The organism is Dongia sp. agr-C8 (assembly GCF_054658695.1).
The window spans coordinates 782,757-807,765 of the sequence record NZ_BAAGHZ010000003.1 but is presented as its reverse complement, the minus strand read 5'-3'; the positions used below and the strand labels follow the sequence as shown (position 1 = coordinate 807,765).

Annotated in this window: 26 protein-coding genes and 1 tRNA gene; 7 read left to right on the top strand and 20 right to left on the bottom strand. The window is 65.7% G+C overall.

From position 1 onward, the window contains the following. The first annotated feature begins 194 nt into the window (after positions 1–194). Positions 195–2,270 carry a methyl-accepting chemotaxis protein gene (locus tag ACYQ4T_RS18070; protein WP_459857046.1) on the top strand — a complete coding sequence of 692 codons (2,076 nt, stop codon included), beginning with the start codon at positions 195–197 and terminating at the stop codon, positions 2,268–2,270. Positions 2,271–2,442: 172 nt separating this feature from the next. Continuing rightward, positions 2,443–3,426: a threonine ammonia-lyase gene (locus ACYQ4T_RS18065; RefSeq protein ID WP_459857044.1), complete on the top strand. Its 984-nt coding sequence runs from the start codon at positions 2,443–2,445 to the stop codon at positions 3,424–3,426. A gap of 35 nt (positions 3,427–3,461) precedes the next feature. Here ACYQ4T_RS18065 and ACYQ4T_RS18060 read toward each other — a convergent pair whose 3' ends face one another. From ACYQ4T_RS18060 to ACYQ4T_RS18050, 3 genes are all read right to left on the bottom strand, one after another. Next, positions 3,462–4,049: a GNAT family N-acetyltransferase gene (locus ACYQ4T_RS18060; RefSeq protein ID WP_459857041.1), complete on the bottom strand. Its 588-nt coding sequence runs from the start codon at positions 4,047–4,049 to the stop codon at positions 3,462–3,464. 281 nt (positions 4,050–4,330) lie between these two features. After that, a complete protein-coding gene (locus ACYQ4T_RS18055; protein ID WP_459857038.1) occupies positions 4,331–6,016 on the bottom strand; it encodes an APC family permease in 1,686 nt (561 codons plus the stop codon). A gap of 420 nt (positions 6,017–6,436) precedes the next feature. Then, the gene (locus ACYQ4T_RS18050; protein WP_459857036.1) at positions 6,437–6,862 is read right to left on the bottom strand and encodes a universal stress protein; all 426 of its coding nucleotides are present in this window, start codon (positions 6,860–6,862) and stop codon (positions 6,437–6,439) included. Positions 6,863–7,077: 215 nt separating this feature from the next. Here ACYQ4T_RS18050 and ACYQ4T_RS18045 point away from each other — a divergent pair, with 215 nt between their 5' ends. Next, a complete protein-coding gene (locus ACYQ4T_RS18045; RefSeq protein ID WP_459857033.1) occupies positions 7,078–8,520 on the top strand; it encodes a sensor histidine kinase in 1,443 nt (480 codons plus the stop codon). 53 nt (positions 8,521–8,573) lie between these two features. Here the strand turns inward: ACYQ4T_RS18045 and ACYQ4T_RS18040 are convergent, their stop codons facing one another. The 10 genes from ACYQ4T_RS18040 to ACYQ4T_RS17995 form a co-directional block, all read right to left on the bottom strand. Continuing rightward, positions 8,574–8,810 carry a hypothetical protein gene (locus tag ACYQ4T_RS18040; protein ID WP_459857031.1) on the bottom strand — a complete coding sequence of 79 codons (237 nt, stop codon included), beginning with the start codon at positions 8,808–8,810 and terminating at the stop codon, positions 8,574–8,576. Between the two features lie 17 nt (positions 8,811–8,827). After that, on the bottom strand, positions 8,828–10,246 hold the full coding sequence (locus ACYQ4T_RS18035) for an ammonium transporter (RefSeq protein WP_459857028.1): 1,419 nt from the start codon (positions 10,244–10,246) through the stop codon (positions 8,828–8,830). A gap of 415 nt (positions 10,247–10,661) precedes the next feature. Beyond that, positions 10,662–10,955 (bottom strand): hypothetical protein, encoded by a 294-nt coding sequence (locus ACYQ4T_RS18030; RefSeq protein WP_459857025.1) that lies wholly within the window; start codon positions 10,953–10,955, stop codon positions 10,662–10,664. Then, positions 10,952–11,638, bottom strand: a complete 687-nt coding sequence (locus tag ACYQ4T_RS18025; RefSeq protein ID WP_459857023.1) for a hypothetical protein — start codon at positions 11,636–11,638, stop codon at positions 10,952–10,954. Before ACYQ4T_RS18025 ends, ACYQ4T_RS18030 begins: the two co-directional genes overlap by 4 nt. Positions 11,639–11,698: 60 nt before the next feature. Beyond that, positions 11,699–13,141, bottom strand: coding sequence for an APC family permease (locus ACYQ4T_RS18020; protein WP_459857020.1), 1,443 nt, complete (start codon positions 13,139–13,141; stop codon positions 11,699–11,701). Between the two features lies 1 nt (position 13,142). Beyond that, complete coding sequence (locus ACYQ4T_RS18015; protein WP_459857018.1) at positions 13,143–13,310, bottom strand: hypothetical protein; 168 nt, start codon at positions 13,308–13,310, stop codon at positions 13,143–13,145. Between the two features lie 12 nt (positions 13,311–13,322). Next, a complete protein-coding gene (locus ACYQ4T_RS18010) occupies positions 13,323–13,754 on the bottom strand; it encodes a hypothetical protein (protein ID WP_459857016.1) in 432 nt (143 codons plus the stop codon). Positions 13,755–13,780: 26 nt separating this feature from the next. Then, complete coding sequence (locus ACYQ4T_RS18005; protein WP_459857013.1) at positions 13,781–14,059, bottom strand: hypothetical protein; 279 nt, start codon at positions 14,057–14,059, stop codon at positions 13,781–13,783. A gap of 200 nt (positions 14,060–14,259) precedes the next feature. Continuing rightward, positions 14,260–15,252, bottom strand: a complete 993-nt coding sequence (locus ACYQ4T_RS18000) for an NAD(P)H-dependent glycerol-3-phosphate dehydrogenase (protein ID WP_459857010.1) — start codon at positions 15,250–15,252, stop codon at positions 14,260–14,262. Continuing rightward, the gene (locus ACYQ4T_RS17995; protein WP_459857007.1) at positions 15,249–16,292 is read right to left on the bottom strand and encodes a proline racemase family protein; all 1,044 of its coding nucleotides are present in this window, start codon (positions 16,290–16,292) and stop codon (positions 15,249–15,251) included. Before ACYQ4T_RS17995 ends, ACYQ4T_RS18000 begins: the two co-directional genes overlap by 4 nt. Positions 16,293–16,364: 72 nt before the next feature. Between ACYQ4T_RS17995 and ACYQ4T_RS17990 the strand changes: the two genes are divergently transcribed. Continuing rightward, entirely contained in the window at positions 16,365–17,366 is a 1,002-nt protein-coding gene (locus tag ACYQ4T_RS17990; RefSeq protein WP_459857004.1) for an ABC transporter substrate-binding protein, read from the top strand. A gap of 98 nt (positions 17,367–17,464) precedes the next feature. Beyond that, positions 17,465–17,893, top strand: coding sequence for a universal stress protein (locus tag ACYQ4T_RS17985; RefSeq protein WP_459857001.1), 429 nt, complete (start codon positions 17,465–17,467; stop codon positions 17,891–17,893). Positions 17,894–17,941: 48 nt separating this feature from the next. Here ACYQ4T_RS17985 and ACYQ4T_RS17980 read toward each other — a convergent pair whose 3' ends face one another. The 4 genes from ACYQ4T_RS17980 to ACYQ4T_RS17965 are packed head-to-tail and all read right to left on the bottom strand — an operon-like array spanning position 17,942 to position 21,666. Continuing rightward, a complete protein-coding gene (locus ACYQ4T_RS17980) occupies positions 17,942–19,075 on the bottom strand; it encodes an ABC transporter permease (RefSeq protein ID WP_459856998.1) in 1,134 nt (377 codons plus the stop codon). Positions 19,076–19,088: 13 nt separating this feature from the next. Beyond that, positions 19,089–20,042, bottom strand: a complete 954-nt coding sequence (locus tag ACYQ4T_RS17975) for an ABC transporter ATP-binding protein (protein ID WP_459856995.1) — start codon at positions 20,040–20,042, stop codon at positions 19,089–19,091. Further along, positions 20,039–20,983: an HlyD family secretion protein gene (locus ACYQ4T_RS17970; protein ID WP_459856992.1), complete on the bottom strand. Its 945-nt coding sequence runs from the start codon at positions 20,981–20,983 to the stop codon at positions 20,039–20,041. The genes ACYQ4T_RS17975 and ACYQ4T_RS17970 overlap by 4 nt, the downstream gene beginning before the upstream one ends. Positions 20,984–20,988: 5 nt before the next feature. Then, on the bottom strand, positions 20,989–21,666 hold the full coding sequence (locus ACYQ4T_RS17965) for a TetR/AcrR family transcriptional regulator (protein ID WP_459856989.1): 678 nt from the start codon (positions 21,664–21,666) through the stop codon (positions 20,989–20,991). Between the two features lie 196 nt (positions 21,667–21,862). Between ACYQ4T_RS17965 and ACYQ4T_RS17960 the strand changes: the two genes are divergently transcribed. Both ACYQ4T_RS17960 and ACYQ4T_RS17955 read left to right on the top strand, forming a co-directional pair. After that, a complete protein-coding gene (locus tag ACYQ4T_RS17960; RefSeq protein WP_459856985.1) occupies positions 21,863–22,597 on the top strand; it encodes a GNAT family N-acetyltransferase in 735 nt (244 codons plus the stop codon). Positions 22,598–22,655: 58 nt separating this feature from the next. Then, a tRNA-Arg gene (locus ACYQ4T_RS17955) sits at positions 22,656–22,732 on the top strand. 34 nt (positions 22,733–22,766) lie between these two features. Here the strand turns inward: ACYQ4T_RS17955 and ACYQ4T_RS17950 are convergent. The 3 genes from ACYQ4T_RS17950 to ACYQ4T_RS17940 are packed head-to-tail and all read right to left on the bottom strand — an operon-like array spanning position 22,767 to position 24,975. Then, positions 22,767–23,042 (bottom strand): ribosomal protein L7/L12, encoded by a 276-nt coding sequence (locus tag ACYQ4T_RS17950; RefSeq protein ID WP_459856982.1) that lies wholly within the window; start codon positions 23,040–23,042, stop codon positions 22,767–22,769. 4 nt (positions 23,043–23,046) lie between these two features. Next, positions 23,047–23,940, bottom strand: a complete 894-nt coding sequence (locus ACYQ4T_RS17945) for a homocysteine S-methyltransferase family protein (protein ID WP_459856979.1) — start codon at positions 23,938–23,940, stop codon at positions 23,047–23,049. A 42-nt stretch (positions 23,941–23,982) separates the two neighbouring features. Beyond that, positions 23,983–24,975: a glycosyltransferase family 2 protein gene (locus ACYQ4T_RS17940; protein ID WP_459856976.1), complete on the bottom strand. Its 993-nt coding sequence runs from the start codon at positions 24,973–24,975 to the stop codon at positions 23,983–23,985. Between the last annotated feature and the right edge of the window lie 34 nt (positions 24,976–25,009).

Below are 25,009 nucleotides of genomic sequence, written 5' to 3'. Positions count from 1 at the left end.
CCTGTGCCAGCGCGCGGTCAGGGGTGTGACATCTCATGCTCTTGATCCAGATATGTCAGTATTCTTGCCTTGCATATCCCGCAATGCACGGTGAGGGTTTGTTAATCGAACCGGGGCAGGATACCACCCGGGCGATGCCGGGACGGGGCAGGATCGGCGGCGCGCCATCACCAATCGGCAGCGGCGGGGCCACCATGTTTCGGACTTCGATTTCCAAACTCCTCATCTCTATTCAGAGCCTGATCCTCCTCAGCTTGGTGACGGTGACGGCGATCGTCGCTTGGGGTGGTCTCAGCGACTTCCGCTCGGCGACCCAGACGCTGGCGGCGACCGAGGCCGATCGCGCGATCTTCACCTCGATTCTGACCACGCGCGGCCAGCTGGCGAAGCTGACAGCGATGATGCTGGCCGAGGGCAATTCAGCGGATGCGGTCAAGGAGATGCGCGCCAAGGTCGATGCCGACTACCAGGCGGCGGTGGCGACGCTGGGCGACACCGCGCTGGCTGACGGGGAGAAGATGCTGGGGGCGCTGGACGCCGCCTGGAAGGACATGAAGGCGAAGGACAGCCTGGCCGACCAGGCCCTGGCATTGCCGGTTGACCAGCGCGACAGCGTCGTGCCGGCGGACTGGCGTGCCGCCATCAACAAGGTCAACAGCTCGCTCTCGGCGATTTCCGTCCGGATCGGCAACGACGTGCGCATGCAGGATCCTTTCGTTGCGGAGATGGTCCAGGTGCGGCGCATCGCCTGGCTGATCCGTGACCAGTTCGGCAACCAGTGCTCGTTGCTGCGGCCGAGTGTCGTCAAGAGCGAGGCCCTGACCCCCGAGGCGCTCGGCAAGTGGCAGGCCGGCAACGGCGCCTACCAGAGCGGGTTCGGCTTGCTGGATGAACTGATCGACCGCCCGGGCGAGCCCGCCAAGATCACCGAGACCGTCAAGGCCGCACATGCTTCGGTCGATGACGTCCAGGGGCAGATCAACAAGCTGGTGGCCGACTTCAATGGCAGCGGCCAGCCGGCCATGCCGGTTGCCGACTACAACAAGCTGTGCAACAGCCCCTTCCCGCAGATCCTGGCGGTCGGCTACGCGGCTCTGGACGAGGCCGTGGCCTACGCCACGACGAAGCGCGAAAGCGCGCTGGTCGTGCTGATGGTGTCCGGCATGGCGCTCATGCTGGCGCTGCTGCTCTCAGTGCTGGCCATCGCCGCGGTGGTGCGGCGCTTCAGCAAGCCGACCGGCGTGCTGATGGGCGCCGTCGCCAAGCTCTCGGCCCGCGACTACGCGACACCGGTCCCGCCCGCCAAGAACCCGGACGAACTCGGCAAGCTCTCGACCGCGCTGGAATCGCTGCGCGTGGGCGCCCTGGAGGCCGAGCGGCTGGAGGGCGAGGCGGCCAAGACCCGCGAGGCGGAACTCCATCGCGGTCGCGAGCTGCAGGCGCTCTGCCAGAGCTTCGACGCGCTGGTGAAGCGGTCGCTGACCGCCATCACCGCCACCACCGACCAGCTGAAATCGACCGCCGACGGGTTGCAGACCGTGGCCGCGGAATCGAGCAGCCAGGCCACCGCGGTCTCCACCGCCGCCAACGACGCGGCGGTCAACGTGCAGACCGTGGCGGCGGCGACCGAGGAACTCTCGGCCTCGATCTCCGAGATCACCCGCCGCGTTACCGCCAGCTCCGACGGCGCCAAGAACGCGGTGAGCGAGGCCGAGCAGACCACCCGGATCTTCGACGCCCTGGCCTCGGCGGCCTCGCGGATCGGCGATGTGGTCAGCCTGATCGAGCAGGTCGCCTCGCAGACCAACCTGCTCGCGCTCAACGCGACCATCGAGGCGGCCCGCGCCGGCGAGGCCGGGCGCGGCTTCGCGGTGGTGGCGCAGGAGGTGAAGAACCTCGCCAACCAGACCGCGACCGCGACGCAAGAGATCGCCGGGCTGGTGAACGAGATCCAATCGACCTCGCAGTCGGCGGTCTCGGCGATCAAGGGCGTCTCCAGTGCCATCGGCAGGATCAGCGAGGACACGATCGCGATCTCGGCCGCGGTCGAGGAGCAGGGAGCGGCCACCCACGAGATCGCGAACTCGGTCCAGCAGGCCGCCCGCGGCACGCAGGAAGTGACGTCGACGATCGCCGTGGTCGCCGCTTCCAGCCAGCGCACCGGCGGGGCCGCGACCGAGCTGGTGGGCTCGGTCGAAAGCATGCTGAAGGAGCAGGCCAACCTGAAGCAAGCGGTCGAAGCCTTCCTGGCCAAGGTTCAGGCGGCGTAGAAGCAGCGCGACAGACTGCTGTCTCGTACCCCCACCCTAGCCCTCCCCCGAATCGGGGGAGGGGACTGCATCGCGTTCACCCCTGCCGCGTCGGAGGGTTTTCTCTTCCAGCCAGTTGCTCGCTACAATCCCCCTCCCCCGATTCGGGGGAGGGCCGGGGTGGGGGGTATGAATGTCAGCAACGCATCTGGTTTCGGTCGACGACATCGTGGCGGCGGAGCGCGTCATCGACGGCTGGGTCGAGCGCACGCCGAGCGTCAAGAGCCCGGCGCTCGGTGCCAGGCTGGGCGCGCGCGTCGCCTTGAAACTGGAGCTGCTGCAGAAAACGGGCTGCTTCAAGCCGCGCGGCATCACCAACAAGCTGCTCTCCCTCAGCGACGCGGAGAAGAAGCGCGGGCTCATCACCGTCTCCGGCGGGAACCACGGCATCGCCATCGCCGCAATCGGCAAGGAGATGGGAATCGCCGTCACGGTGGTGATGCCGGAGAAGGCGCCGCTGCGCTCCCAGGCGCGGATCAAGGCGAGCGGCGCCACCCTGTTGCTCACCCCCGATGCCGGCACCGCCTTCGAGCTGGCGGAGAAGGAATGCGCCGAAAAGGGCATGACCTATATCCATTCCTACGACGACCCGAAGATCATCGCCGGGCATGGCACGGTGGGGCGGGAGTTCATCGCCGACCAGCCGGACCTCTCCGACGTGCTGGTCTCGATCGGCGGCGGCGGGCTGATCTCCGGCTGCGCCGTCGCTTTGAAGGCGGCAAACCCGCAGATCCGGATCTGGGGCGTCGAGACCGAAGGCGCCGATGCGATGACCAAGGCGCTGGCGAAGGGTGCCCCGGAGAAGATCCAGGTAACCTCGATCGCGACCACCTTGGGCGCGCCCTCGGTCACCGACCGCACGCTTTCTCACGTGCAGGCTTTGGTCGAGACGGTGATCACCGTGAGCGATGCCGAAGCGGTCGGCGGCGTCATCACCCTGGCGGAGGAGGCCAAGCTCTGGGCCGAGCCGGCCGCCGGCTGTCTGATCCCGGCGGCCCGCCAAGTAATCGAACGCGTGGGACCCGAGGCCAAGCTCGGCCTCGTGATCTGCGGCGGCAACGTCGCCTTCAGCGACGTCGCCGGCTGGGTGGAGCGGTTCGGGGTGTCAGGCGGTTAGGAGCCGAGCCGGGCTCGGCTCCCGCACCGTCCTACTTAGGCCCGCGCGGCGGTTCGTCGAACCCGCCTCCGGGGCTGGACCGGCATCGCAACCACCGAGCCGTTCTCTTCCTTCACGTGGCGGATCTCGCCGCTGACACGGCCGAGCACGCCGGGGCGGAGCTCGGTCACCTGCAGGCGTTCAGGCCGCTTCTCGGTCGGCATGACGAAGCCGTAGGGCGTCGCGGGCACGAAGCCGAATCTCTTGTAGTAGTCATAGTCGCCGACCAGCAGCACGAGGTCGTAGCCCATCTCGGCGGCGATCTCCAACGTGCGGAAGGTGAGCGCCCGGCCGATGCCCTTGCCGGCGAGCTGCGGCGTGATCGCCAGCGGGCCCAGCAGGAGCGCGGGATGTCCGGTCTCGCCGACCTGGATCGGCCAGTAGCGGATCGAGCCGACCAGCTTCTTGTTGTGGTCGAACGCCGCCCAGCTGAGGGCCGCCACCGGGGCGACGCCCTGGCGGAAAAGATAGGAGGCCTTCTCGCGTCGTTCCGCGCCAAACACCCGGTCGAGCAGCAGCTCGACGCGCGGGGCCAGCGCGGCGGATTCAGGCTTGATGGTGAACTGGGCTTCGGTGGCGTTCATCTCGGGATCCTCTGGTTTAAAGCGGTGATCGGACCGGGCTTTGGAGCCGGTGCGCCGCTGTGGGATCCCGCCGAGGGCGGTCAGCTCAAGGTTCTCCCACAGTCATGCGCGCACCCGACTTCGCGGCCCGTAGCAACGGGCGCCATGTATCGTCGTCGGAGGCGCAGACTGGACAACCTTGTAGCCTTTCGGCTGTTGGCAATGACTGGGGTATATAGTGAAAAAGCGGGCGGGGTCAAGAAATAACCCCGCCCGCCAGTCAGATAGCGATCACAGTTCGGCTACTGGTGGAAGACCAGCGCCGAGGCGATCACCACGGCGACGCCGCCGGCGAGCGCCAGGTACGGCAGCATGCCCGCCTTCTTCTCGCCGAGGCCGCCGATTTCCGTGACGCCGAGGTCCGAGAGCATCCGCGGCGGGAATTGCCCCTTGTCCTCTATGTAATGACGCCAGGCGAAAACCGGCACGCTGATCGCCGCGGCAATGACGCCCGCGATCAGCGCGTTCGGGTTCCAGACTTCGGCGCCGGCGCCCATGAACATGGCGTTCACGAAGGCGAAGATGCCGCCCAAGGCGAGGATGAAGGTCGGCGCCTTGTACGGCCGCTTCACGTGACCGGCGTCGATGCGGTGGATCCAACCGGCATTGAGGTTCAGGAAGTTGAAGATGATGTAGCCGCAGTTCGACACCGCCAGGATGAAGAAGTAGGCGGTGGCGTCGGTGGAGGCGATCGAGAGCAGGAACAGGTTGAACACCAGGTCCGTCCACATCGCCGCCGTCGGCGCGCCGTGATGGTTGACGCGGCTCAGGTACTTCGGCAGCCAGCCGTCCACCGAGCCCTGGTAGAGGGTGCGGGAGGAGCCGGCCATTGCGGTGATGATGATCAGGATCAGCGATGCAATCATCAGCAACACGCAGATGAAGTTGATGATCGCGCCGCCGCCCACCATCCGCGCCATGGCGTCGGCGACGCCGGTGCCGGCCACCACGCCCGGATCGAGCATGCCGTTCAGCCCGAGGACGCCCTGGAAGGTGAAGGGCACCAGGATGAAGAGCACGATGCAGATCAGGCCGGAATAGAAGATGGCCTTGAAGGTGTCGGTCGCCGGGTTCTTGAACTCGCTGGTGTAGCAGATCGCAGTCTCGAACCCATAGGTCGACCAGGCGGCGATGAACATGCCGCCGAGGACCAGGGTCCAGCCGGGGATGTTCCAGGAACCGGGCTCCGGCACGTAGGCCGCGCCCAACGGGACGAAGGGCGAGAAGTTGGCCCAGTTGAAGTTGCCGTTGACCAGCGGCACCAAGCCGATGATGAGCAAGGTCGCGAGAATGATCACGCCGACGACCGTCTGAACCCGCGCGGTGCTCAGGATGCCGCGGTGCTGGATGGCGAAGGCCAGCAGCATCAGCAAGGTGCCGATGAAGAAGGTCCAGTTGATCGACATGGTCACCACGCCGAGATCAACCGTGAACAGGGACCAGTTGTGGATCGGCATCAGGGCGGCGGTCGCGCCGGCCTCGTCAAGCGTTACGCCGGCCGCGGCCTGCGTTGTGATGTACTGGGCGATGACGTCGGCGGCCGGTGTTGGCTCCATCATGGCCAGGATATAGCCGGCGGCGATCGCTGAACCGAGCGAAAGCACGGGCGTCCAGGCGATCCAGTTGCACCAGACCGAGAGCGGCGCGATGAACTTGCCGTATTTCAGCCAGGCTGCCGCGCCGTAGATCGAGGCGCCGCCCGACTTGTTCGGAAACAGGCCGGCGATCTCGGCATAGGTGAAGGACTGAATGAAACCCATCAGCATCGACGCCGCCCAGACCGCGAAGGCCACGTTGCCGACCGTGCCGGCGATGCCCCCGATGGAGAACAGCACGAGCGCGGGGACGCCGCTCGCAACCCAGAATGCCCCCTTCCAATCAATCGTGCGGTGCAGGTTGGCACCTGACCCTTCGGTAATCGCCGTCATCGAACACTCCCTCGTTCAAATGGTCTTTGTTTGGGTCTCTCGCCCGGGACGGTGACCAACCGTGCCGGGTGCAAACCTTCGCAGAAAGCGAAAACCCCGGGACGGCTCTCGCCCCCGGGGTCGCTCATCAACTCAGCGTCTCATCCAAATGATGGAGAAGGCAGCACGGCCACTGCCGCGGCCCCTTATAGAGCCGGCGACCGAACAAAGCGGTCAAAGGCACCGATGGTAACTCAGCCAAGCGACCTTCCCCCTCGCCGACCAGTCATCGAAGCACGTATGACCATGATGCGACAAAATGACCGCCCAATCCAGCACAATGATTATAATTTGGTATGGAATTGGTTGCTGTGAGTCTAGGAACGGTATCCAGATTGGTCAGGATACTGTCAGGGGAGCCTGAGGCGGCCTCCCCGCGCATCACCGCACGATCGTGACCGGGCAGTGCGCGCGGGTGACGATGTCCTCCGCCACCGAGCCGACCAGATGGCGGGCGATCCCGGTGCGGCCGACGCTGCCGGCGATGATGTGGTGATAGCCGTTCTTCTCGGCATAGGTCACGACGGCCGACGCGATGTCGGAACTCATCGCGCGAACGCAGGTGACGCGTTTCAGACCGTCTTTCAGCGCGCGTTCCAGCGCCATCAGCAGCGGCTTATCGACCGGCAGATCCTTGGCCGCGATCTTCGCCTCGTCCCAGGTCAGGTATTTCAGGTCCGGTCCGTCGGTGACGGTGATGAAGGCAAGAGGTTGGTTGAGCTGTCCCGCCCATTGGATGGCTTGAATCACCGCTTTCTCGGAAGGCGCCGAGCCGTCGGTTGCGCAGAGGATTTTCTGATCGGCCATGCCAATACGGGCGTGCGATTGCGAGTCGACGGCCCTGAGTCTAGCAGATTTGTCGCAGCCCCGCGCGCGCCGCCCGGATGCGCCGGGTTGGCCTTGGGGTCCTTGCGAATTGACAGGCGGGGGATTGTTTCCCACCATTCCGTCATTCCGTGCTTGCGCATAACCGGCTGAGCAGACCGAGCTGCGGATGGGGCAAAGCATCTTCGATGGAAAGCGTGATCCTCCTCTGGTCCGCCGCCGTAGCCGCCGCCATGGTGCTGGCCGTGCTCTGCGGGCTGATGTGGCTGCTGGACCGGCGCGACACCGCCACCCTCATGCTGTGCATTCTCGGGATCTCGACTGCGGCCGCAGCCTATGTGGAACTCGGCCTGATGCATGCACGCACGCCGGCGGAATTCGGCGCCTGGATCCGCTGGTACCACCTGCCGCTGTTCCCGGCCCTGGTCGCGCAGGTGTTCTTCGTGCATTTCTATCTCGAAAGCAGCACGAAATGGCTGATGTGGAGCTTCATCCTGACGCGCAGCTTCATCCTCATCGCCAACTTCCTGCTGCAGCCGAACTATCACTTCTCGAGCATCGAAAGCCTGCATTTCGTGTCGGTGCTGGGCACCCAGGTGGCCGCCATCGAACACGCCGTGCCGCGCCGCGGCCTGCAGTGGATCGCCGTGCTGAGCCTGGTGCTGCTGTTCTCCTACGTCGCGAGCGCCGCCGTCCGCTGCTGGCGGAAGGGCGGTGGCGAGCAGAAGCGTAAGGCGCTCGCCGTCGGGCTGGCCGAGGGTCTGCCGATGCTCTGCACGATCGTCTACGGCCAACTGGTCTTTTTCGGCGTGTTGGGCGGACCGATCTCGAACATCCCCTGGTTCCTGGGCGCGCTGCTGATTATCGGCTATGTCTCCGGGCGCGATTTCGTGCTGAGCCGGCGGGCGCGGCTGGAGGCGGCGGAGCTGCGCAGCCAGCTGGCGCAGATCGAGCGGGTCAACCTGTTGGGACGGCTGGCCTCGGCGCTGAGCCATGAATTGTCCCAGCCGATGAGCGCGATGTCCCTGAACCTGGGCGCGGCGCTGAAGCAGTTGAAGCGAGCGCCACTCGACGCCGCCGAGCTCGAGGCTATCCTCAGGGACGTCGATGCCGACAACGACCGTGCCATCGAGATCATCAACCGGATGCGGCAGCTCTTCAAGCTGCGGGCCATCGAACTCAATCCGATCCGGATTGATGACGCGGTGAGAAATGCCGTCTCGCTCGCCAACCCCGAGGCGAAGGCCAAGAACGTAGACTTGCAGCTGCGCATTCCGCCGGGAATGCCGCCGGTCTCCGGCGATTCCATCCATCTCTCGCAGGTGCTGCTCAATCTGCTGATGAACGGCATTCAGGCGGTCCAATCCCGCCCGATCGGCGCCAGGCAGATCGTCGTCGAGGCGCGCGCCGACCTGGCGAAGGGCGAGGTGGAAGTCTGCGTGCGGGATTCGGGCCCGGGCGTTCCCAGCACCATCGTCCACCGCATCTTCGACCCACTATTCACCACCAAGGCCGAAGGCATGGGGATGGGACTCGCTCTGTCGCACACGATCATCGAGGCCCATGGCGGCCGGCTCTGGGTCGACAAGGACGGCGCCGAACAGGGCGCGACGTTCCACTTCACCTTGCGCGCGGCCTAGGCCTCGGCCCCGCCAGGCGGGGCGGCGCGATGCCGCCCCCGCGCCGCTTCTCGCTACATGCGCTCCGGCGAGTGTTCGGCATCCAGCACCTTGCGCAGGGTATCGCCCTGGCGCAGGCGCCGCGCCTCGTCCTCCAACTGCCGGTTCTCCATGCGGATCTGCAGCACATGCCAGCCGATCCAGAACACCAGGCAGAGAATCACCATCAGCATTTCGGTGCCGACGAACGGATACAGTGGGCCGATGTCAGTGATGTTGCCGTCCCAGCTTTCTATTCTTCCGGTATTCATGACGCGCTCCTATCCGATTATTCCGCGGGCCTCGGGTTGGCTTCCGAGAGGCCGATGGTCCGAATTTCGTCATCCTCGCGCGCTGTGTTGATCAGCGACACGTGGTCGAGGCCGGCGAGCTCCACCTCGCGCGGGATACGCAGCATGTTGAGCTGTTTCAGGGCCCAGCTCGCGACGTAGCCCGGGATGAAGCCGAGGACCCAGAACATGATCACGGCGCCGATGAACTGACCCCAGGGCGTCACCTTGGCGAAGGGTTCGGTATGCCCGAGCAGTGCGTCCGGCGAGGAGGGATAGCCCCAGAGCACAAAGCCCGCGGCCACCACGCCGAGGAAGCCGGCATAGCCGTGGACCGCGACTGCGCCCACCGCGTCGTCGATCTTGAAGCGGCGCTCGACCCAGTAGTGCATCTTGTAGATGACGGCGACGATGATTGCCGAGATGAGCATGGCCTGGATCGGATGGTAGAGATCGTTGCCGGCCGAGGTTGCGATGACGCCGGCGAGGCCACCGGAGAAGGTCCAATAGGCATCGCCCCTGGAAACGACATAGCCCGCCATCAGGCCGCCGCAGAGCGCCATGATGAAGTTGAAAGTGATGGCGGAAAGCGTGGTCGGCTGCAGGTAGATATTGGTCGCCGAGTAGAACACGCCGTCGCCCGCCTGGACGTCGTAGATCGGGATGTTGCAGGCGGCGTAGAAGCCCCAGAAGCCGGTATAGATCAGGAATAGGCCGATGCAGACCAGCCAGGGATTCTGCGGCGGGATGTTGCGCGGGGTGCCGTCCGGCGCGAACTTGCCGATGCGTGGCCCGAGGTTGATCAGCACCGCGAGGCAGGTGCCGCCGGCGATCGCGTGCACGACGCCCGAGGCATAGGCGTCGTGATAGCCGAGCACCTTGACCATCCAGCCGGCGGGGTGCCAGCCCCAGGCGGCGTCGATGATCCAGGTGCAGGAGCCGACCATCACCGCGATGATCCAGAACGCACCGGATTTCATCCGCTCGATGATCGAGCCCGAGACGATCGAGGCGGTGGTCCAGGAGAACAGCAGGAAAGCCGCCCAGAACACGCCGTTCAGCCGCGCCCAGAGGGCGGTGTCGGCTTCGGTGATGTCGGTGCCGGCCGGCTTGCCGCCCATATGTGCGGCCATCAGCTCGTTCCACGGCTCGGCGAAGGGTGCTGCGACCAGGCCGCCGGTGATGCCCGGGCCGTTGACCATGGAGGAATAGAACCACCAGCCGAAGAGATAGAAGGTGACGCCCACGGTCGGGATCACCATGGTGTTCTTCAGGAGGGTCGCGAGGTGATTCTTCCGGCGCGAGACGCCGACCTCGTAGGTGCAGAAGCCGACATGAATGAGGAACATCATGACGACGGTGATCCAGTAATAGGTCTCCGTGAAGAGTACCTGCATTGCCACCATTGGGTCACTCATGACCGGCTCCTTTCCCCTATGTCACCCGCGACCGGCGCGCCCGCGCCGGTCCTTTCACATGCCTGATTGTCCCGTGTTCATGCTTCGGCCGGCCGCAGCAGGGGCCGCCGATGGGGTGTTGAAACCAATGAGAAATGGCAGAGAGAGACGGCAGCGCCGGAAGCGCCGCGCCCGATCGTCATGGTCAAGGTCATGAGCCGCATCTAGGCGCGGCTGCAAAACGCACGCCATCAACACACCCCCAGCCGCGCCTCCGGCAATGCCGGGCCCCGCGCGTGGCCAGCCTTTCGCGACTCGCGCGTGGCTGACAGGCGACAGCTTGGTTACCACAGCCGCCGCCGATTTACCAGATTGCAGGTAAGTTTCCTGTCTTGAAACGGGATCCGGCGCGGCAACTCACGGCCGGCGCGGATATCTATCCTGCCGCGCGCCCAGACTTGAAGTTCGCCCAGCGGAAGCGCGCGATGCGATAGGCATCCAGGATCGAGACCGCATAGACGATGAGGCCGCCGGAGAGCTTGCCGATCGCACTCACCTCCGGCCCGGTGATCCGCCAGGTGACCCAGCCGAGGATGAACATGAACCAGGCGAACATCATCCCGCGCTGAATGTTGCCGACCGCCCAATGCCCGCTGCCCGGCGCCAGGACCGCGATCAGCATCACCAGGTAGGGATGCAACGGCGCCCTGGACTGCGTGGATTCGCTCATGCGGCGGCTCCGTTGCTGTGCGGCGCGGCAGGTTGCTTCAGATCTTCCACAAGGGCGATCGCGGCGTCGAGCATGGCGGCGAGCTGCTCGCGTGGGATGCGCACCGGCCCGAACAGCGCCTGGCGCAGCACCATGTATTCGGCGCGCGCGCCCTGGGCCGCCTGGCGGACCAGGCGGACACCACGCTGGGTCACCAGCAGCTCCTTCATCCGCAGGTCGTCGAAGACGCTGATATGCCGGGTGAGGATTTCCTCGGGCGGGATCGCGTCGGGATCCTCGCATTTCACCGTCAGGTGATCGGGCCAGCCGGCAGGCAGCTTCAGGACGTGATCGAAGTCGCCGTGCGGCGAGAAGAATTCGACGTTATGGGCGCGGGCCATGACATCGCAGGCGCCGGGCACCGGAAGATCGGCCATCACGGTCACCCGCAGCCAGAGCGAAGGCAGCTTGCGCACGGCGATGTGGTCGATGATGGCATCGACCGCCACTTCGTGGCCGCAATAACGGCCGCGCAGCTTCGGGTATTCGTTGGCGGCACGGCTGATCTCGGCCTCGCCCAGTAGACCTCGCACATCCTCGAACAGCTGCGCCCGCTCGCGCTCCAGGCGGCGCTTATCGCGGCGGTAGATCCAGACCAGGACCGCGATCGCCGCGAGGCAGGCTATGAGGATGTCGATGCGCATGGCTCCATCATAACAAAAGGCCGGGCAAATGCCCGGCCTTCGTTGCGAACCAGACTGCGATCAATAGCCCTGGGGCTTCGGCCAGTTCATGGTGAACTGGTCTGCGCGCCGGACGTATTTGTAGCGGAACAGGTGGAACCACAGCGAGACGATCCAGTAGAAGGCCATCATCGCCAGCAGCTGGCGGCCATAGCCGAGGTAGACCGCAAACATCGTCGTCACGCAGAGCACCAGGAGCACGATCGCCGGGATCGGGTGGAACGGGTGCTCGAAGCCGCGGCGGATGGTGCCGACCGGCCAATATTTGCGGAACAGATAGATGTTGATCGGCATGAAGGTGTAGTTCAGCAGACCGGAGAGGATGGAGAAGGTGATGATCTGGGCCAGCGGAACCTTGAGCGCGAAGATCGCCGCGATCGGGATCAGGAAGATGATCGCCCGGAACGGTGTACGGTATCTCGGGTGCACCGCGCCGAACCAGGCCGGCAGGTAGCGGTCGCGGCCCATGGAGAACCATGCGCGCGCCGCGTCGTTGATGCAGCCGTTGGCCGAGGCAATAGCAGAGAACAAGGTGCCGATGAAGAGAATGACCTCCATGGTCGGCCAATTGATGATCTTCGCGGCGTCGTAGAGCGGCGCCAGCTCGAGATCCCAGCCGACATATTCCCAGGGCAACAGGCCGCAGGCGATGTACCAAGTGAGCGCCGCGGCGATCAGCAGGGTGATGATGCCGGTCATGGTGCCGAGCGGCAAAGCGCGGCCCGGTGAGCGGACTTCCTCCGCCGCCTGGCAGGTGCCCTCGATGCCGAGATAGTACCAGATGCCGAAATGCAGCGCCGCGATCACGCCGATCCAGCCGTAAGGTAGGGGCGTCAGCAGATCGTGGTGCAGCAGCGTGGCATCGGCATGGCCGAGCGCGGTCGAGAACAGGGTGCCGAAGAACAGGATCAGGATCGACGCAAACGCCGCCGCGGTGATGATGAAGTTTACCGTCAGGGTCATGAAGACGCCGCGATAGTTCAGCCAGGCCAGGGCGACCAGGGTGAAGACGGTGAAGGCCCACCAGAAGTGATCGGTATCGGGCCCGTATATCCCGAGCGGCTCCGCGGGATTGAGGCGGTTGACGCCGATCTGCACCAGGAGGCCTGCGACCTGGACGTCGGCCGCTTCCAGCATGGTATAGGCCAGCACCAGGTAGAGGCCGACGTTGAAGGCCATCAAGGGCCCGATCGTGTGCTTGGCCTGGGCATACTGGCCGCCGGCTGCGGCGACGGTCGAGGTCACCTCAGAATCGATCATGGCGACGCAGGTATAGAGCAGGCCGATCACCCAGGCGGCGATCAGCGCGCCGAAGGCGCCGCCCTTGCCGACCGCGTAGTTCCAGCCCATGAACTCGCCGACCAGGACGATGCCGACGCCCAGGGCCCAGACATGGACCGGGCCCAGCACCTTCAAGAGGTTGAGGCTGGCGCCTTTCGGCTGTGTCGATGCGATATCGGCCATGTCAATGCCCCCGCTTCTGCTCGGCGGCGAAGAGCTCGTCCACGCCTTCCTTCGAACTCAGCAACTGCTCTTCGGAATATTGCGTCCCGACCTTCCAGGCGTCGGCCACCATCCAGAGCAGCATGATCGCCGACAGCGCCCAGGCGATGTATTCCAAGATCTGCCACATGGCTTCCGTCCCCTATTCGAACTTTTCGCGAATGACTTCGCGGTATTCTTTCTTCGAGGCCCAGAGCACGAAGACGTAGTAGCCGAGAATCACGACCGCGGTCAGGACCAGGCCCATCACGTCAATGTCGTATTCGAAGGGATGGGTGATGATTTCCGCGGCGCTCTCCGGCGTGTAGCCGAGCTTTTCCCATTGCTGGGCCATGGTCGGGTTCTGCCCCAGCGATTCCCAGCTCAACCCGGTCCAGGTCTTGGTCTCGGCGCCGGCGGCATCGGTCGCGGTCTGGTAGGTGACGCCGTCCGGCAGCTTTTCGACGCGCGACGGCACCGCGATCTGCAGCCAGAGCGGCAGCCAGAGCGCCGCGAAGACAAGAATCAGCAGAAGGATGACGTCAAAAATCTGCCCGCCGCGGCTCTGCTGAGGCGGGTTGTAGCGCTGCGCCATGGTCTCTCTCTCCCCTGAAAGCCGCGTCAGCGACCGGCGTCGAGATGCTTGATGTCGGTGCCGTAGATGTGGGTCTTGTCGTGGCCGTAATGGCGCACCATGGCGCCGATCGACGCGGTGTTGAACAGCAGCAGCACGGCCGCTGCGATCCAACAGACGGTCTCGACCGCGGGATTCGGGATGTGGGCTCGGACCGCCAGCAACACGAAGAGCACGGTCGCCCACAGCGCGATCACGAAGCCCCAAGCAAAGATACGGTCTCTGGAATACATCGCGTCGATGCGCGACTCGAGGTCGTTCGCCATTTGCTCTCCCCTCTTTCCTCCCGCGCGGATTCTCTTCCGCGCGCCGCCCGCCGGTATTCCGGTCGAACGAATTTCTTGCCCGGTCCAATTCGCGATTCGCAGAACTGGACTTGGGAAAAGCCTTTTATCACCGCGAAAGGAAGTTTACTAGCCTGAAATCAATTTTCCTCTAAAGAAACACGCCGGCACGCGAAGCGGGCTCAGGATTCGTGCTTCAACGGTCGCGAGAGCAGGGCGCGGATCGCATCATCGATCGCCGTTGCATCTTGGAGGATTCGATTCACGGCATCGGCGATCGGCATCTCGACGCCGATCTGCTTGGCAAGCAAGCTGACCGCCGCAGCGGTGGTGACGCCTTCGGCGATGCTGCGGCGCGATGCAAGAATGTCGGCAAGCGCCTTGCCTTGCCCTAGATCAAAACCGAGCGAGGTGTTGCGCGATTTCAGACTGGTGGCGGTCAGGATGAGATCGCCGATACCGGCCAAGCCCATCAAGGTCTCGGCGCGTCCGCCCTTTGCCAGTGCGAGACGCGCCACCTCCGCGATGCCGCGGGTGATCAGCGCGGCGCGCGCATTCTCGCCCAGGCCCCGGCCGAGCACGATGCCGCAGGCGATCGCGAGCACGTTCTTGACCGCCCCGCCGACTTCGACGCCGACCGGATCGTCGGAGCCGTAGGGACGGAAGGCGCCCTGCGCCAAGGCATTCATCAGCGCCTCGACCAGGTCGGCGCGTTCGCCGGCCAGGACCACGGCGGTCGGCAGGCCGCGGGCCGCTTCCGCGGCGAAGCTCGGGCCGGAGAGGATGATGGTCGGCACCGCGGCGAGCGCCTCCGCCGCGATCTCGTTCAACAGCGCGCCGGTCTCGCATTCGATGCCCTTGGCGGTGATGACCAGGGCGGCGCCCTTCCAGAGCGGCGAAGCCTTGCGGCAGAAGTCGCGGAAATGCTGCGCCGGCTGGGCATAGAGCACGGCATCGGCATCGAGCGCCAGGCCGAGATCGGTCTCGACGCGGATCGCGGGACCGAGGGCGATGCCCGGAAGATAGGCCGCGTTCTCGCGGTCTCGCGCCAGCTCGGCGGCCTGCTCGGGGCGGCGGACCCAGAGCATGGTCGCGCAGCCGGCGCGCTGCGCCAGGATTGCCAGCGCAGTGCCCCAGGCGCCCGCGCCGATGATGGAAATGCGCTGCATCTTCATCGGAGCAGGAATCCGCCCGCGAGCGGATCTTCGGGCTCGACGGTGAAGACCGAGCGACCGGTATAATAGGCGCGCCCCGACACCTCGGCCCGGATCGCGGCGAAGCGGCCGGCGCTGGTTTGCTCGGCGACGCGGCCGGTGAATCGGCTGCCGGTGACACTCTCGAAGGTGAAGTCCGCCGGCATCAGCGCTGGGTCGCGCGCCACGGCCAGCGCGATGCGCGCGGTGACGCCGCTGCCCGTGGGCGAGCGATCGACTTCGCGCTCGGCGAAGACGCAGATGTTGGCGCTGGCGCCCTCTTGTGACACGCCGCCCCCTTGCGTGACGCCAGTTCGGCCGTCGGTCAGGATGGTGCCGTAGAGGAAGGCGAGATCGGGCGAATCCGGATGGTCGAGCTGCACCTGCGCCTGCACCGCCTTGGTCACGCGGTCGGCGGCATCGACCAGGTCGCGGGTCGGCGATTTACGCACGTCGAGGCCGAAGCGCGATGCCGGCAGGAAGGCGTAGAAGGCGCCGCCATAGCCGATGTCGAGCGTCACCTTGCCGAAGCCCGGCACCTCGACGTCATGATCGAGCGCGAAAGCGAAGGCCGGCACGCTGACGAAGCTCACCGCGCCGGGCTTGCCGCCTTCGAACGCCACCGTCACGCGCACGAGGCCGCAGGGGCATTGCAGGTTGAGGCGCGCATTCTTGCCTTCGGCCTGGATCAGGCCACGGTCGAAGGCGTAGCGGCCGAGCGCGAGGGTCGCGTGGCCGCACATCGTGCTATAGCCCTCGTTGTGGATGAAGAGCACCGCCATGTCGGCTTCCGGGTGATCGGGCGCCACCGGCAGCACGCCGTACATGTCGTAATGGCCGCGCGGCTCGAACATGATGAGGCTGCGGAAGCGGTCGAGGTTCTCGCGGGCGAAGCGGCGCTTGTCGAGCAGGGTCGCACCCTCGATCGCCGGATAGCCGGAGGTTACGATCCTGACCGGCTCGCCGCCGGTATGCATCTCCACCGTCTCGATCCGGGTTGCCGCGTCCGGGCTGCGCTGCATGCTCAAAACCGTCTGCTTGATTTGCCTGGGTCCGGCTGTAGTCTCGCGCGGATCGAAAGGCAAGGGCGCGGCATGTTGAGGCGGATTTTCCTGTTCGGGCTGGCGAGCCTGGTTCTGGCCACCCCGGTTCTGGCACGCGGTGCGCAGGCGGAGCCGGCGCTGAGCGTGGCCCTGCCGGAAGGACTGTCGCCGCGCACCGTTGGTTTCTATCTCGCCCAGGAGAAGGGCTATTACGCGGCGGCAGGCGTCACGGTGAACTTGACCGCGCCCGGCGCAGACGGCCGGTCGATCGATTCCCTGGCGCAGAAGAAGGCCGATGTCGCGGTTGAGCTGATGCCGATCGCCTTGAAACGCCGCGAAGCCGGCGACAAGCTGGTCCATGTCGCGCAGATTTTCCGCAAGGCCGGCATGGAAGTCGTCTGCCGGCCGGCGATCGCCGAGCCCGCCGATCTCAAGAATCACGTGGTGGGGGTCTGGTTCGGTGGGCTGGAAAGCTCGTTCTACGCCTGGATCGCCGGGCTGGCGCTCAACCCGTTCGGCGGCCCGGGCAGTGTCACAGTGTTGCGGCAGAATTACGGGCTGCAATCCTTCCAGCGCTTCCAGTCGGATTGCATCACCACGTTCAACTATGCCGCACCGCTGGACTTCGCCGCGGCGAAGATCGCCTTCGATGGCCTGAAGACCTACGGCTACCAGGAGATCGGGCAGGCGACGCTGGAAGACGGACTCTATGCGCGCGAGGCGGATCTGGCACAGCCGGAGCGGGTCGCGGCCTTTGCGCGCTTTCTGGAAGGTGCGCGCCGCGGCTGGCAGCTGGCGCATGTCTCGCCGAAGGCAGCCTTCGACCTGCTCCGCGCCGATCCGAAATTCGCCACGGTCGATCCCGTGCTGCTGCGGCAGGCGATCGAGACGGTGGACGACCTGCTGGATCTCGAGAAGGGGCCGATGGGCAAGCTCGATCTGGACGCCTATGACCGCACGGTCAACCTGCTGCTGACCGCCGCGCCCGATCCGGTGCTGACCCGCGCACCAGCCGGTGCCGTCAGTGGCGCGGTGGTGCAGGCAGCGCGCTGACCGGCCCTGTTGACTTGAATCAACGCCGGCCGGGACGCTTCCCCCTAGTCTTGATGCGGCGCGGCTGGAACCGCGCAGCCGCAAGAGGAGTGGGTGTGATGGGTAAGCTTTTTGTCTGCGCCGTGGATGGCTCGAAGGTCGCCGACCGGGCGGCGGCCTGCGCGGTCGATCTCGCCAAGGCGGGCGGCGCGAAACTCTGTTTCCTGAACATCAACGTGGTGCCGACGCGGTCGCGCAAGACCTATTTCTGGGATGCGACCCTGGTCGCCGCCGCCGAGGCCCAGTCGCACCGCCAGCTGGCCGCGGCGGCCAAGGTGGCGAAGGCGGCCAAATTCGGCAACTTCGACTGCGTCATCGCCAGCGGCAGCAACGTGGCCGACGCAGTGGTGTCCTATGCCAAAAAGCAGAAGGCCGATCACGTGATCGTCGGCACCGGCACGACCAACGAACTCGCCCGGTTGTTCCTGGGCTCGGTCGCGACCGCAGTGGTCTCGCACGCATCCTGCCCGGTCACCGTGGTCAAGTGACGATAGCGCTCTTAGACTAGCGCCATCGGGTAGCGGCTCACCTGGTCGTCAGTCGAGCGTGCGGCGGTAGCGCAGCAGCGCCAGCGCCGAGACCAGCAGCATGAAGACCAGGATCGGCCAGAGTTCCGGCCAGATCTCCACCCAGCCGTTGCCCTTCAGCAGCACGCCGCGGATGATCCGCAGGAAGTGCGAGAGCGGGAGGGTTTCGCCGATCCACTGCGCCCAGACCGGCATGCCGCGGAACGGGAACATAAAGCCCGAGAGCAGCAGCGAGGGCAGGAAGAAGAAGACCGAGAGCTGCATCGCCTGCAGCTGGTTGGTCGCGAGCGTCGAGAAGGTAAAGCCGACAGCGAGGTTGGCGGCGATGAAGGCGATGGCGGCGATGCTCAGGATCGTCAGCGAGCCTTCGAACGGCACCTGGAACAGGAATTTCGCCGCCAGCAGGATGATCGCGACCTGGACATAGCCGACGAAGATGAAGGGCACGATCTTGCCCAGCATCACCTCGATCGGCCGGACCGGCATGGCGAGCAGGTTCTCCATGGTGCCGCGCTCGCGCTCGCGGGTCATGGCGAGCCCGGTCATCATGATCATGGTCATGGTGAGGACGACGCCGATCAGGCCGGGGACCACGTTGTACTGGCTGATGCCTTCCTCGTTGTAGCGGCGCTGGATCCGGAGCTCGAAGGGCGTCGGGTTGGGCGCCAAGGCCGCCAGCGGACCTTTGAGATCGTGCTGGAGCGCGCTGCGGTCCAAGCTGGTGAGCGCGGAGACGGCATTCACGGTCGCGACCGGATCGGTGGCGTCGGCCTCGACCGCGACGGCCGGCCGGCGGCCGCGAATGAGATCATCGCTGAAATGCAGCGGGATGGTGATCGCGAACTGGATCTCGCCGGTCTTCAGCATCCAGTCGGCCTCGCGTTCGGTGACCGGGGCGTCGAGGAAGCGAAAATAGTCGGTGTTCTCGATCGCCGACACGATGGAGCGGGTGAAGGTCGAGCTCTCGCCCATGACCAGCGCCGCCGGCAGGTTCTTCGGATCGGAGTTGATCGCGTAGCCGAACAGGACGAGCTGCATCATCGGCACGCCGATCATCATGCCGAAGGTGATGCGGTCGCGCCGCATCTGCACGAATTCCTTCATGAAGACGGCGATGAAGCGTTTGAGCGAGAAGATGCTCATTGGAAATTGTGACTCATTGGAAATTGTCCTGGGCCCGGCCCATCAGGTCGATGAACACGTCCTCGAGGCTGGGCGCCACGCGCTGCCAGCGGAACTTCGGATCACCGCGCTCGGCGGCGGTGGCGGCGTCGAGCGCCGCGGCGTCACGGCCGCAGACATGGAGCACGGCGCCGAAGGGCGCCACCATGTCGACGCCCGTGCGGCTCTGCAGGGCGTGAGAGAGCGCCACGATCTCGGCGCCGTCGCTGCCGACCGGCTCGACCGACCAGGCGGAGAGATGCGCGGAGGCGATCACCTGCGGTACGGTGCCGCGCGCGAGCAGCTTGCCGTAGGCGATGTAGAGGATCTCGTGGCAGCGCTCGGCTTCGTCCATGTAATGGGTGCTGACCAGGACGGTGAGGCCCTGATGGGCAAGCGTGTGGATCTGGTCCCAGAAGTCGCGGCGGGCTTTGGGATCGACGCCGGCGGTGGGTTCGTCCAAGAGCAGCAGTTGCGGCTCGTGCAGGATGCAGGCGGCCAGCGCGAGGCGCTGCTTCCAACCGCCGGAGAGCTTGCCGGCCAACTGGTTCGCGCGCTCGGCAAGGCCGAGGCGCTCCAGCGCCTGATCGACGCGGGCGCCGATGCGGTCGAGGCCGTAGACCCGCGCCACGAAGACCAGGTTCTCGCGGATGGTGAGGTCTTCGTAGAGCCCGAACTTCTGGGTCATGTAGCCGACCTGGCGCTTGATCCGGTCGGACTGGGTGCGGATGTCATAGCCCAGGCAGGTGCCGGTTCCCCCATCAGGGGTGAGCAGGCCGCAGAGCATGCGGATGGTCGTGGTCTTGCCGCTGCCGTTCGGGCCGAGGAAGCCGTAGATCTGGCCGCGGTTCACCGTGAGGTCGAGGTCGGAGACGACCTTGCGCCCTTCGAAACTCTTGGTCAGGCCTCTAACATTTATGATGGGACCGTCGATGGTGGCTTCGGTCACAACGGACTCGCTTCCACTGGCTGCCCGGGATGCCAGGGCTGGGTCGTATCGTCGGGTCGCGCCTCGATCAGGTAGACCAGCTTGGCGCGGCTCTCGCGGCTGTAGATCACCGGCGGGGTGAATTCCGCGGTGGTGGCGATGAAGCTGATGGTCGCCGTCTGCCCAGCTGTGCAGCCATCGCAGGTGATGGCGAGCTTCTGGCCGATCTTGTAGCTGCCGAGCCGCGGCTCTGGCACGTACAGACGCAGCTTCAGATTGGGTGGCGACAGGAGTTGCAGCACGGCGGCGCCGGCATTCGCCTCCTCGCCCGCGCGAAAAAACACATCCTCGATCCGGCCATCGGCCGAAGCCACGACCGTGCGCTGGTCGAGCGCCCATTGCGCCGAGGCAAGCGCGGCTTCCGCCTCGGTCACGGCGTGCTCGGCCGCGGCGATCTGGTCGGCCCGGGCGGGCAGCTTCGCGGCAGCGAGGCGCGCGGTGTATTCGGCGATCCGGCCGCGATCCGTGAGCAGAGCGGATTCCGCCTCGTCCAGATCCTCGCGCCCGACGATGTTGGTCTTCACCATGGTGCGCCGGCGCTCGACCCGCGGCACCGACAGGGTCATCGAGGCCCTCGCCGCGTCGAGCTGAGCCTGGATGATCGCCAACTCTTCCGGGCGATCGCCGGTCATGAGATCGGCGAGATCCGCCTTCGCCTTGTCGAGCGCGGCCTTGGCCTGGTCGCGCTTGGCGGCTTCCTCCGTGGCATCGAGAGTGAAGAGCTCTGCACCAGCCGTGACGGTGTCGCCGCGCTTCACGGCGACTTCAGCGATGCGGCCGCCGGAGACCGGCGCGGCATAGACATAGTCCGCTTCGATATAGCCGAGCAGGCCGGTGCTCGACGGCCGGTCGCAGGCAGCGAGCAGCAGAAATGCAGCAAGCAAGATCATCAGGCGGGGCATTGTTCTTACTCCCCTCGTCTTTCGGCGGCGAGGCCACGCAGCAGGAATTCGCTGTGTTGCCGCAGCAGCGCGGCGAAATCGAAACGGCGGTTGTCGATGTGTTCGAAGGTCTGGCGCCAGATCGCGGTCAGCAGGAAAGGCGCGATCACCAGCTTGGCGGTCTCCCAGGGGTCGACCTTGCGAAACTCGCCGCTGGCGATCCCGGCCTCGATCAGTTGCACCAGGCGTTGGCGTACCGGCTGGATGACACTCTTCAGCCAGATCTTCGCCAGCTCCGGGAAACCGGCGGATTCGGCGATGATCAACTTCGGCAAGGCGGAGCGCCGCGGGTCGTCCAGCATCCGGGTCATGAACCGGATCAACTGGCGCAACGCGTCGGCCGCGGTCTCGGCCTTGGCGATGGTATCGAGCTGCGCCAGCACCGGGACGCGCATTAGCTCCAGGGCCATCGCCTCAAATAAGGCCTCCTTGCTCTTGAAGTAGAGATAAAGCGTGCCCTTGGCGACGCCGGCCTCCTTCGCCACGTCATCGAGCTTGGCCGCCGCGAAGCCGCGCGCGCTGAACACGGTCAATGCCGCGTCAAGAATCTCCGCCGGCCGCGCTTCGGCGCGCCGGCGCCAGCGCGGGCTCGGCGCTGCGGGCGGTTTCCGGGCGGCAGTTTTCTTGCGGATGGGCTTGCGCAAGGGTCTCTCCTTCGAGCGGCGGGAATTAGCGCCTAAGCCCGGCGGGAGTCAATAACTAACTGACCAGTCAGTTATTAACGTGATAATCCAGCGCGGCGCTGCCGACAGGCGCTGCGCAATTCCGCTTGCTTTTCCGGGCCTTACCCGACGAGAGTCGAAGCGGAACGAAGGGGAAGATTCGGGGAAATCGCTTGTCATGGACCTGCTGCATAACGATCTCGGCCAGCCGATCGGCTTTCCGGTGCCGAACTGGACCCCGCGGGCCATGCCGCCGCGCACTCCCATGGAGGGCCGCTTCTGCCGGATCGAGATCCTCGACCCCGAGCGCCATGCCGCGGAAATCTACGAGGCCAATGTCGAGGACAAGGACGGGCGGACCTGGACCTATCTCGGCTATGGCCCCTTCGCCAACTATGCCGACTACCGCGCCTGGGCCGATGCCGCGGCAAAATCCTCCGATCCGCTGTTCCACGCGATCGTCGATATAGCCAGCGGCAAGGCAGTCGGAATCGCGAGCTACCTGCGGATCGATGCCCAGGTCGGCGTGATCGAGGTCGGGCATATCCATTACTCGCCCGTGCTGCAGAAGACCTCCGCGGCAACCGAGGCGATGTATCTGCTGATGCGCCGGGCCTTCGACGAATTGGGCTACCGGCGCTACGAGTGGAAATGCGACGCGCTCAACGCCCCGTCGCGGCGGGCGGCCTTGAGGCTCGGCTTCCGCTACGAGGGCATTTTCCGCCAGGCGACCATGTACAAGGGCCGCAACCGCGACACCGCTTGGTATTCGATCATCGACCGCGAATGGCCGACCTTGAAATCCGCCTTCGAAGTCTGGCTCCGGCCGGGGAATTTCACCGAGGACGGCCAGCCCCGGACCCGCCTTTCCCAGCTCACCAACGAGGCCCTGTCCGGCGGCGGGCACCGGTAGAGGCGGTGTTTTCAACCGGCCGTTTCTGCTATAGAAACGCCGTCCAAAGGCATGCCGCGTCCCCGTAGCTCAGCAGGATAGAGCGCCGGTTTCCTAAACCGTAGGTCGGAGGTTCGAATCCTCTCGGGGACGCCAATTCCTCCGGCCGCCGCCGCGGCCTAGACGCGGGTCAGCGCACCAATAGGTACACGGCCACGCCCGCGGCAATCACCAAGACCACGAGCCAGACCACTGCGCCGGGCCGCGCGCGCTTGACCGAGCCTTCGAGTTCGGCGCGCAGCATCGGATCCTGGGCGACCGAAGCCTCCACCACGTCCTTCGCTTCCTTCAAGCCGAGGCCACGGGCCTCGCGCACGATCTTGATCGCCTCGACCTTGTTGCCCTGACGCAGCGCCAGCTTGGCGGCGTCGGGGAGCTCCAGGTTCTTAAGGGCATCGGGCAGCATCACGCTATCCCACCGCCTTGCGGATCGCGGCGATATGCTCCGGTCCGATGCCGCAGCAGCCGCCGACGATGCCGGCGCCGCGGCCGAGCCAATCCTGTACGAATTTCAAATAGCGCGGCGGATCGAGGTCGGCACGGATGTCGCTCAGGCCGACATTGGCTTCCGATTCCTTCTCGTCCTGGGGCGGGAAGGCGTTGGCATAGACGCCGAGCGTCAGCCCGCTATTGCTGCCCAAGGCCTTGCGCGCGACGTCGAGCGCCGCCGCCATCACCTCGGGCTGGCTGCAGTTGAAGAGCAAGGCTTCCGCCTTCCAGTCGAGCGCGGCCTTGACCGCCAGCTCGACCGGCTCCTGCGAGCGCAGCTTCGGCGGTATCGCGGTGGCGCCGTCCTCAAGAGTGAAGGAAACCCAGAACGGCCGCCTGTCATCACCCAACGCGCGACGCAGCGCCGCCGCCTCGGCGATCGAGCCTTGGGTCTCGGCGAGCCAGACATCGACATGGGGCGCGAGGCCGGCGATCAGGACTTCGGCGATGCCCTGCGCCTCCTTCTCGATGAAGAGATCAGGGCGGTAGGAGCCGAACAGCGGCGGCAGCGAGCCCGCCACCGTCACCTTAGAGGGCGCGGTGTCCGCGGCCTCACGGGCAATGCGGCCGGCGCGGTCGGCGAGCGCGCGGCCGTCCTTGCGGAAGCGGTCCTCGCCGATATGGAAAGGCACGATGGCGTAGGAATTGGTGGTGATCGCATTGGCGCCGGCGGCGATGAAAGCGTCATGGGCGCGGCGGACAAATTCCGGGCCTTCGATCAGCGCCAGGGCCGACCATTCCGGTTGGCGGAAGGGCGCCCCGCTGCGGTGGAGTTCGCGGCCCATGCCGCCGTCGAGAATGAGAGGTGTCTGCATTGGCACTGATCCTTTCGCCCCAGAAAAGCCGCGGGGGATCAGCTAGTCGCGCCGGATACCCTCGATGCCGAGATAGAAGAGTCGCTTCATCTCCTGGCGCCCCCGGGTCACGTTGTCAAGGATCAGGCCACAGGTAAGCGAGAGGGAAGCGAGCAGCATCAAGCCGGTCGATAGAATCGCGGTCGGCAGACGCGGCACCAGGCCGGTCTCGATGTATGTGATCAGAACCGGGATAGACAGGATGATCGCAAGTGCCGCCAGCACGCCGGCGATGGAGGAAAAAAACGAGAGCGGGCGCTGCAGCTGATAGAGCCTGAGGATCATGCGCAGGATGCGGAAGCCGTCGCGCCAGGTGTTGAGCTTGCTGGCAGAGCCGGCCGGGCGCGCGTAATAGGGCGTCTCCACCTCGGCGATCGGCATGCGGAGCTCGAGGGCGTGGATGGTCAATTCGGTCTCAATCTCGAAGCCGATTGAGAGCGCCGGGAAGGATTTCACGAAGCGCCGCGAAAAGACGCGATAGCCGGAGAGGATGTCGTTGAAGGCGCGGCCGAAGATCCGGGCGACGAACTCGGTGAGGACGCGGTTGCCGAGACGATGGCCCGGACGATAGGCCTCGGCCGCCGTGTCCTTGCGCGCGCCGACCACCATGTCGAGCTCTTCGGCCAGCAGCTTCCCGATCAGCCGCGGCGCGCTGGCGGCGTCATAAGTCGCATCGCCATCGACCAGCAGGTAGAGATCGGCCTCGACATCGGCGAACATGCGGCGGACCACGTTGCCCTTGCCCTGGCGGTGCACGTGTCGAGTTTCGGCACCGGCCCGGCGCGCAATCGCCACCGTGTCGTCGGTCGAGTTGTTGTCGAAGACCAGGATGCGGGCCTGCGGCAGGGCTTGGCGGAAGCCGCTGATCACCTGCTCGATCGCGGCGGCCTCGTTGTAGCAGGGAACGAGCACGGCGATGCGCAGGGCGGCGAGCCGCGCCTCGGTGAGGCTGCTCCGCGGATCGGCTACTTCTGCGATGAACCGGTTCGTGGTCATGGCACCCTTTTCGACGCGGCCGGGTTAACAACCC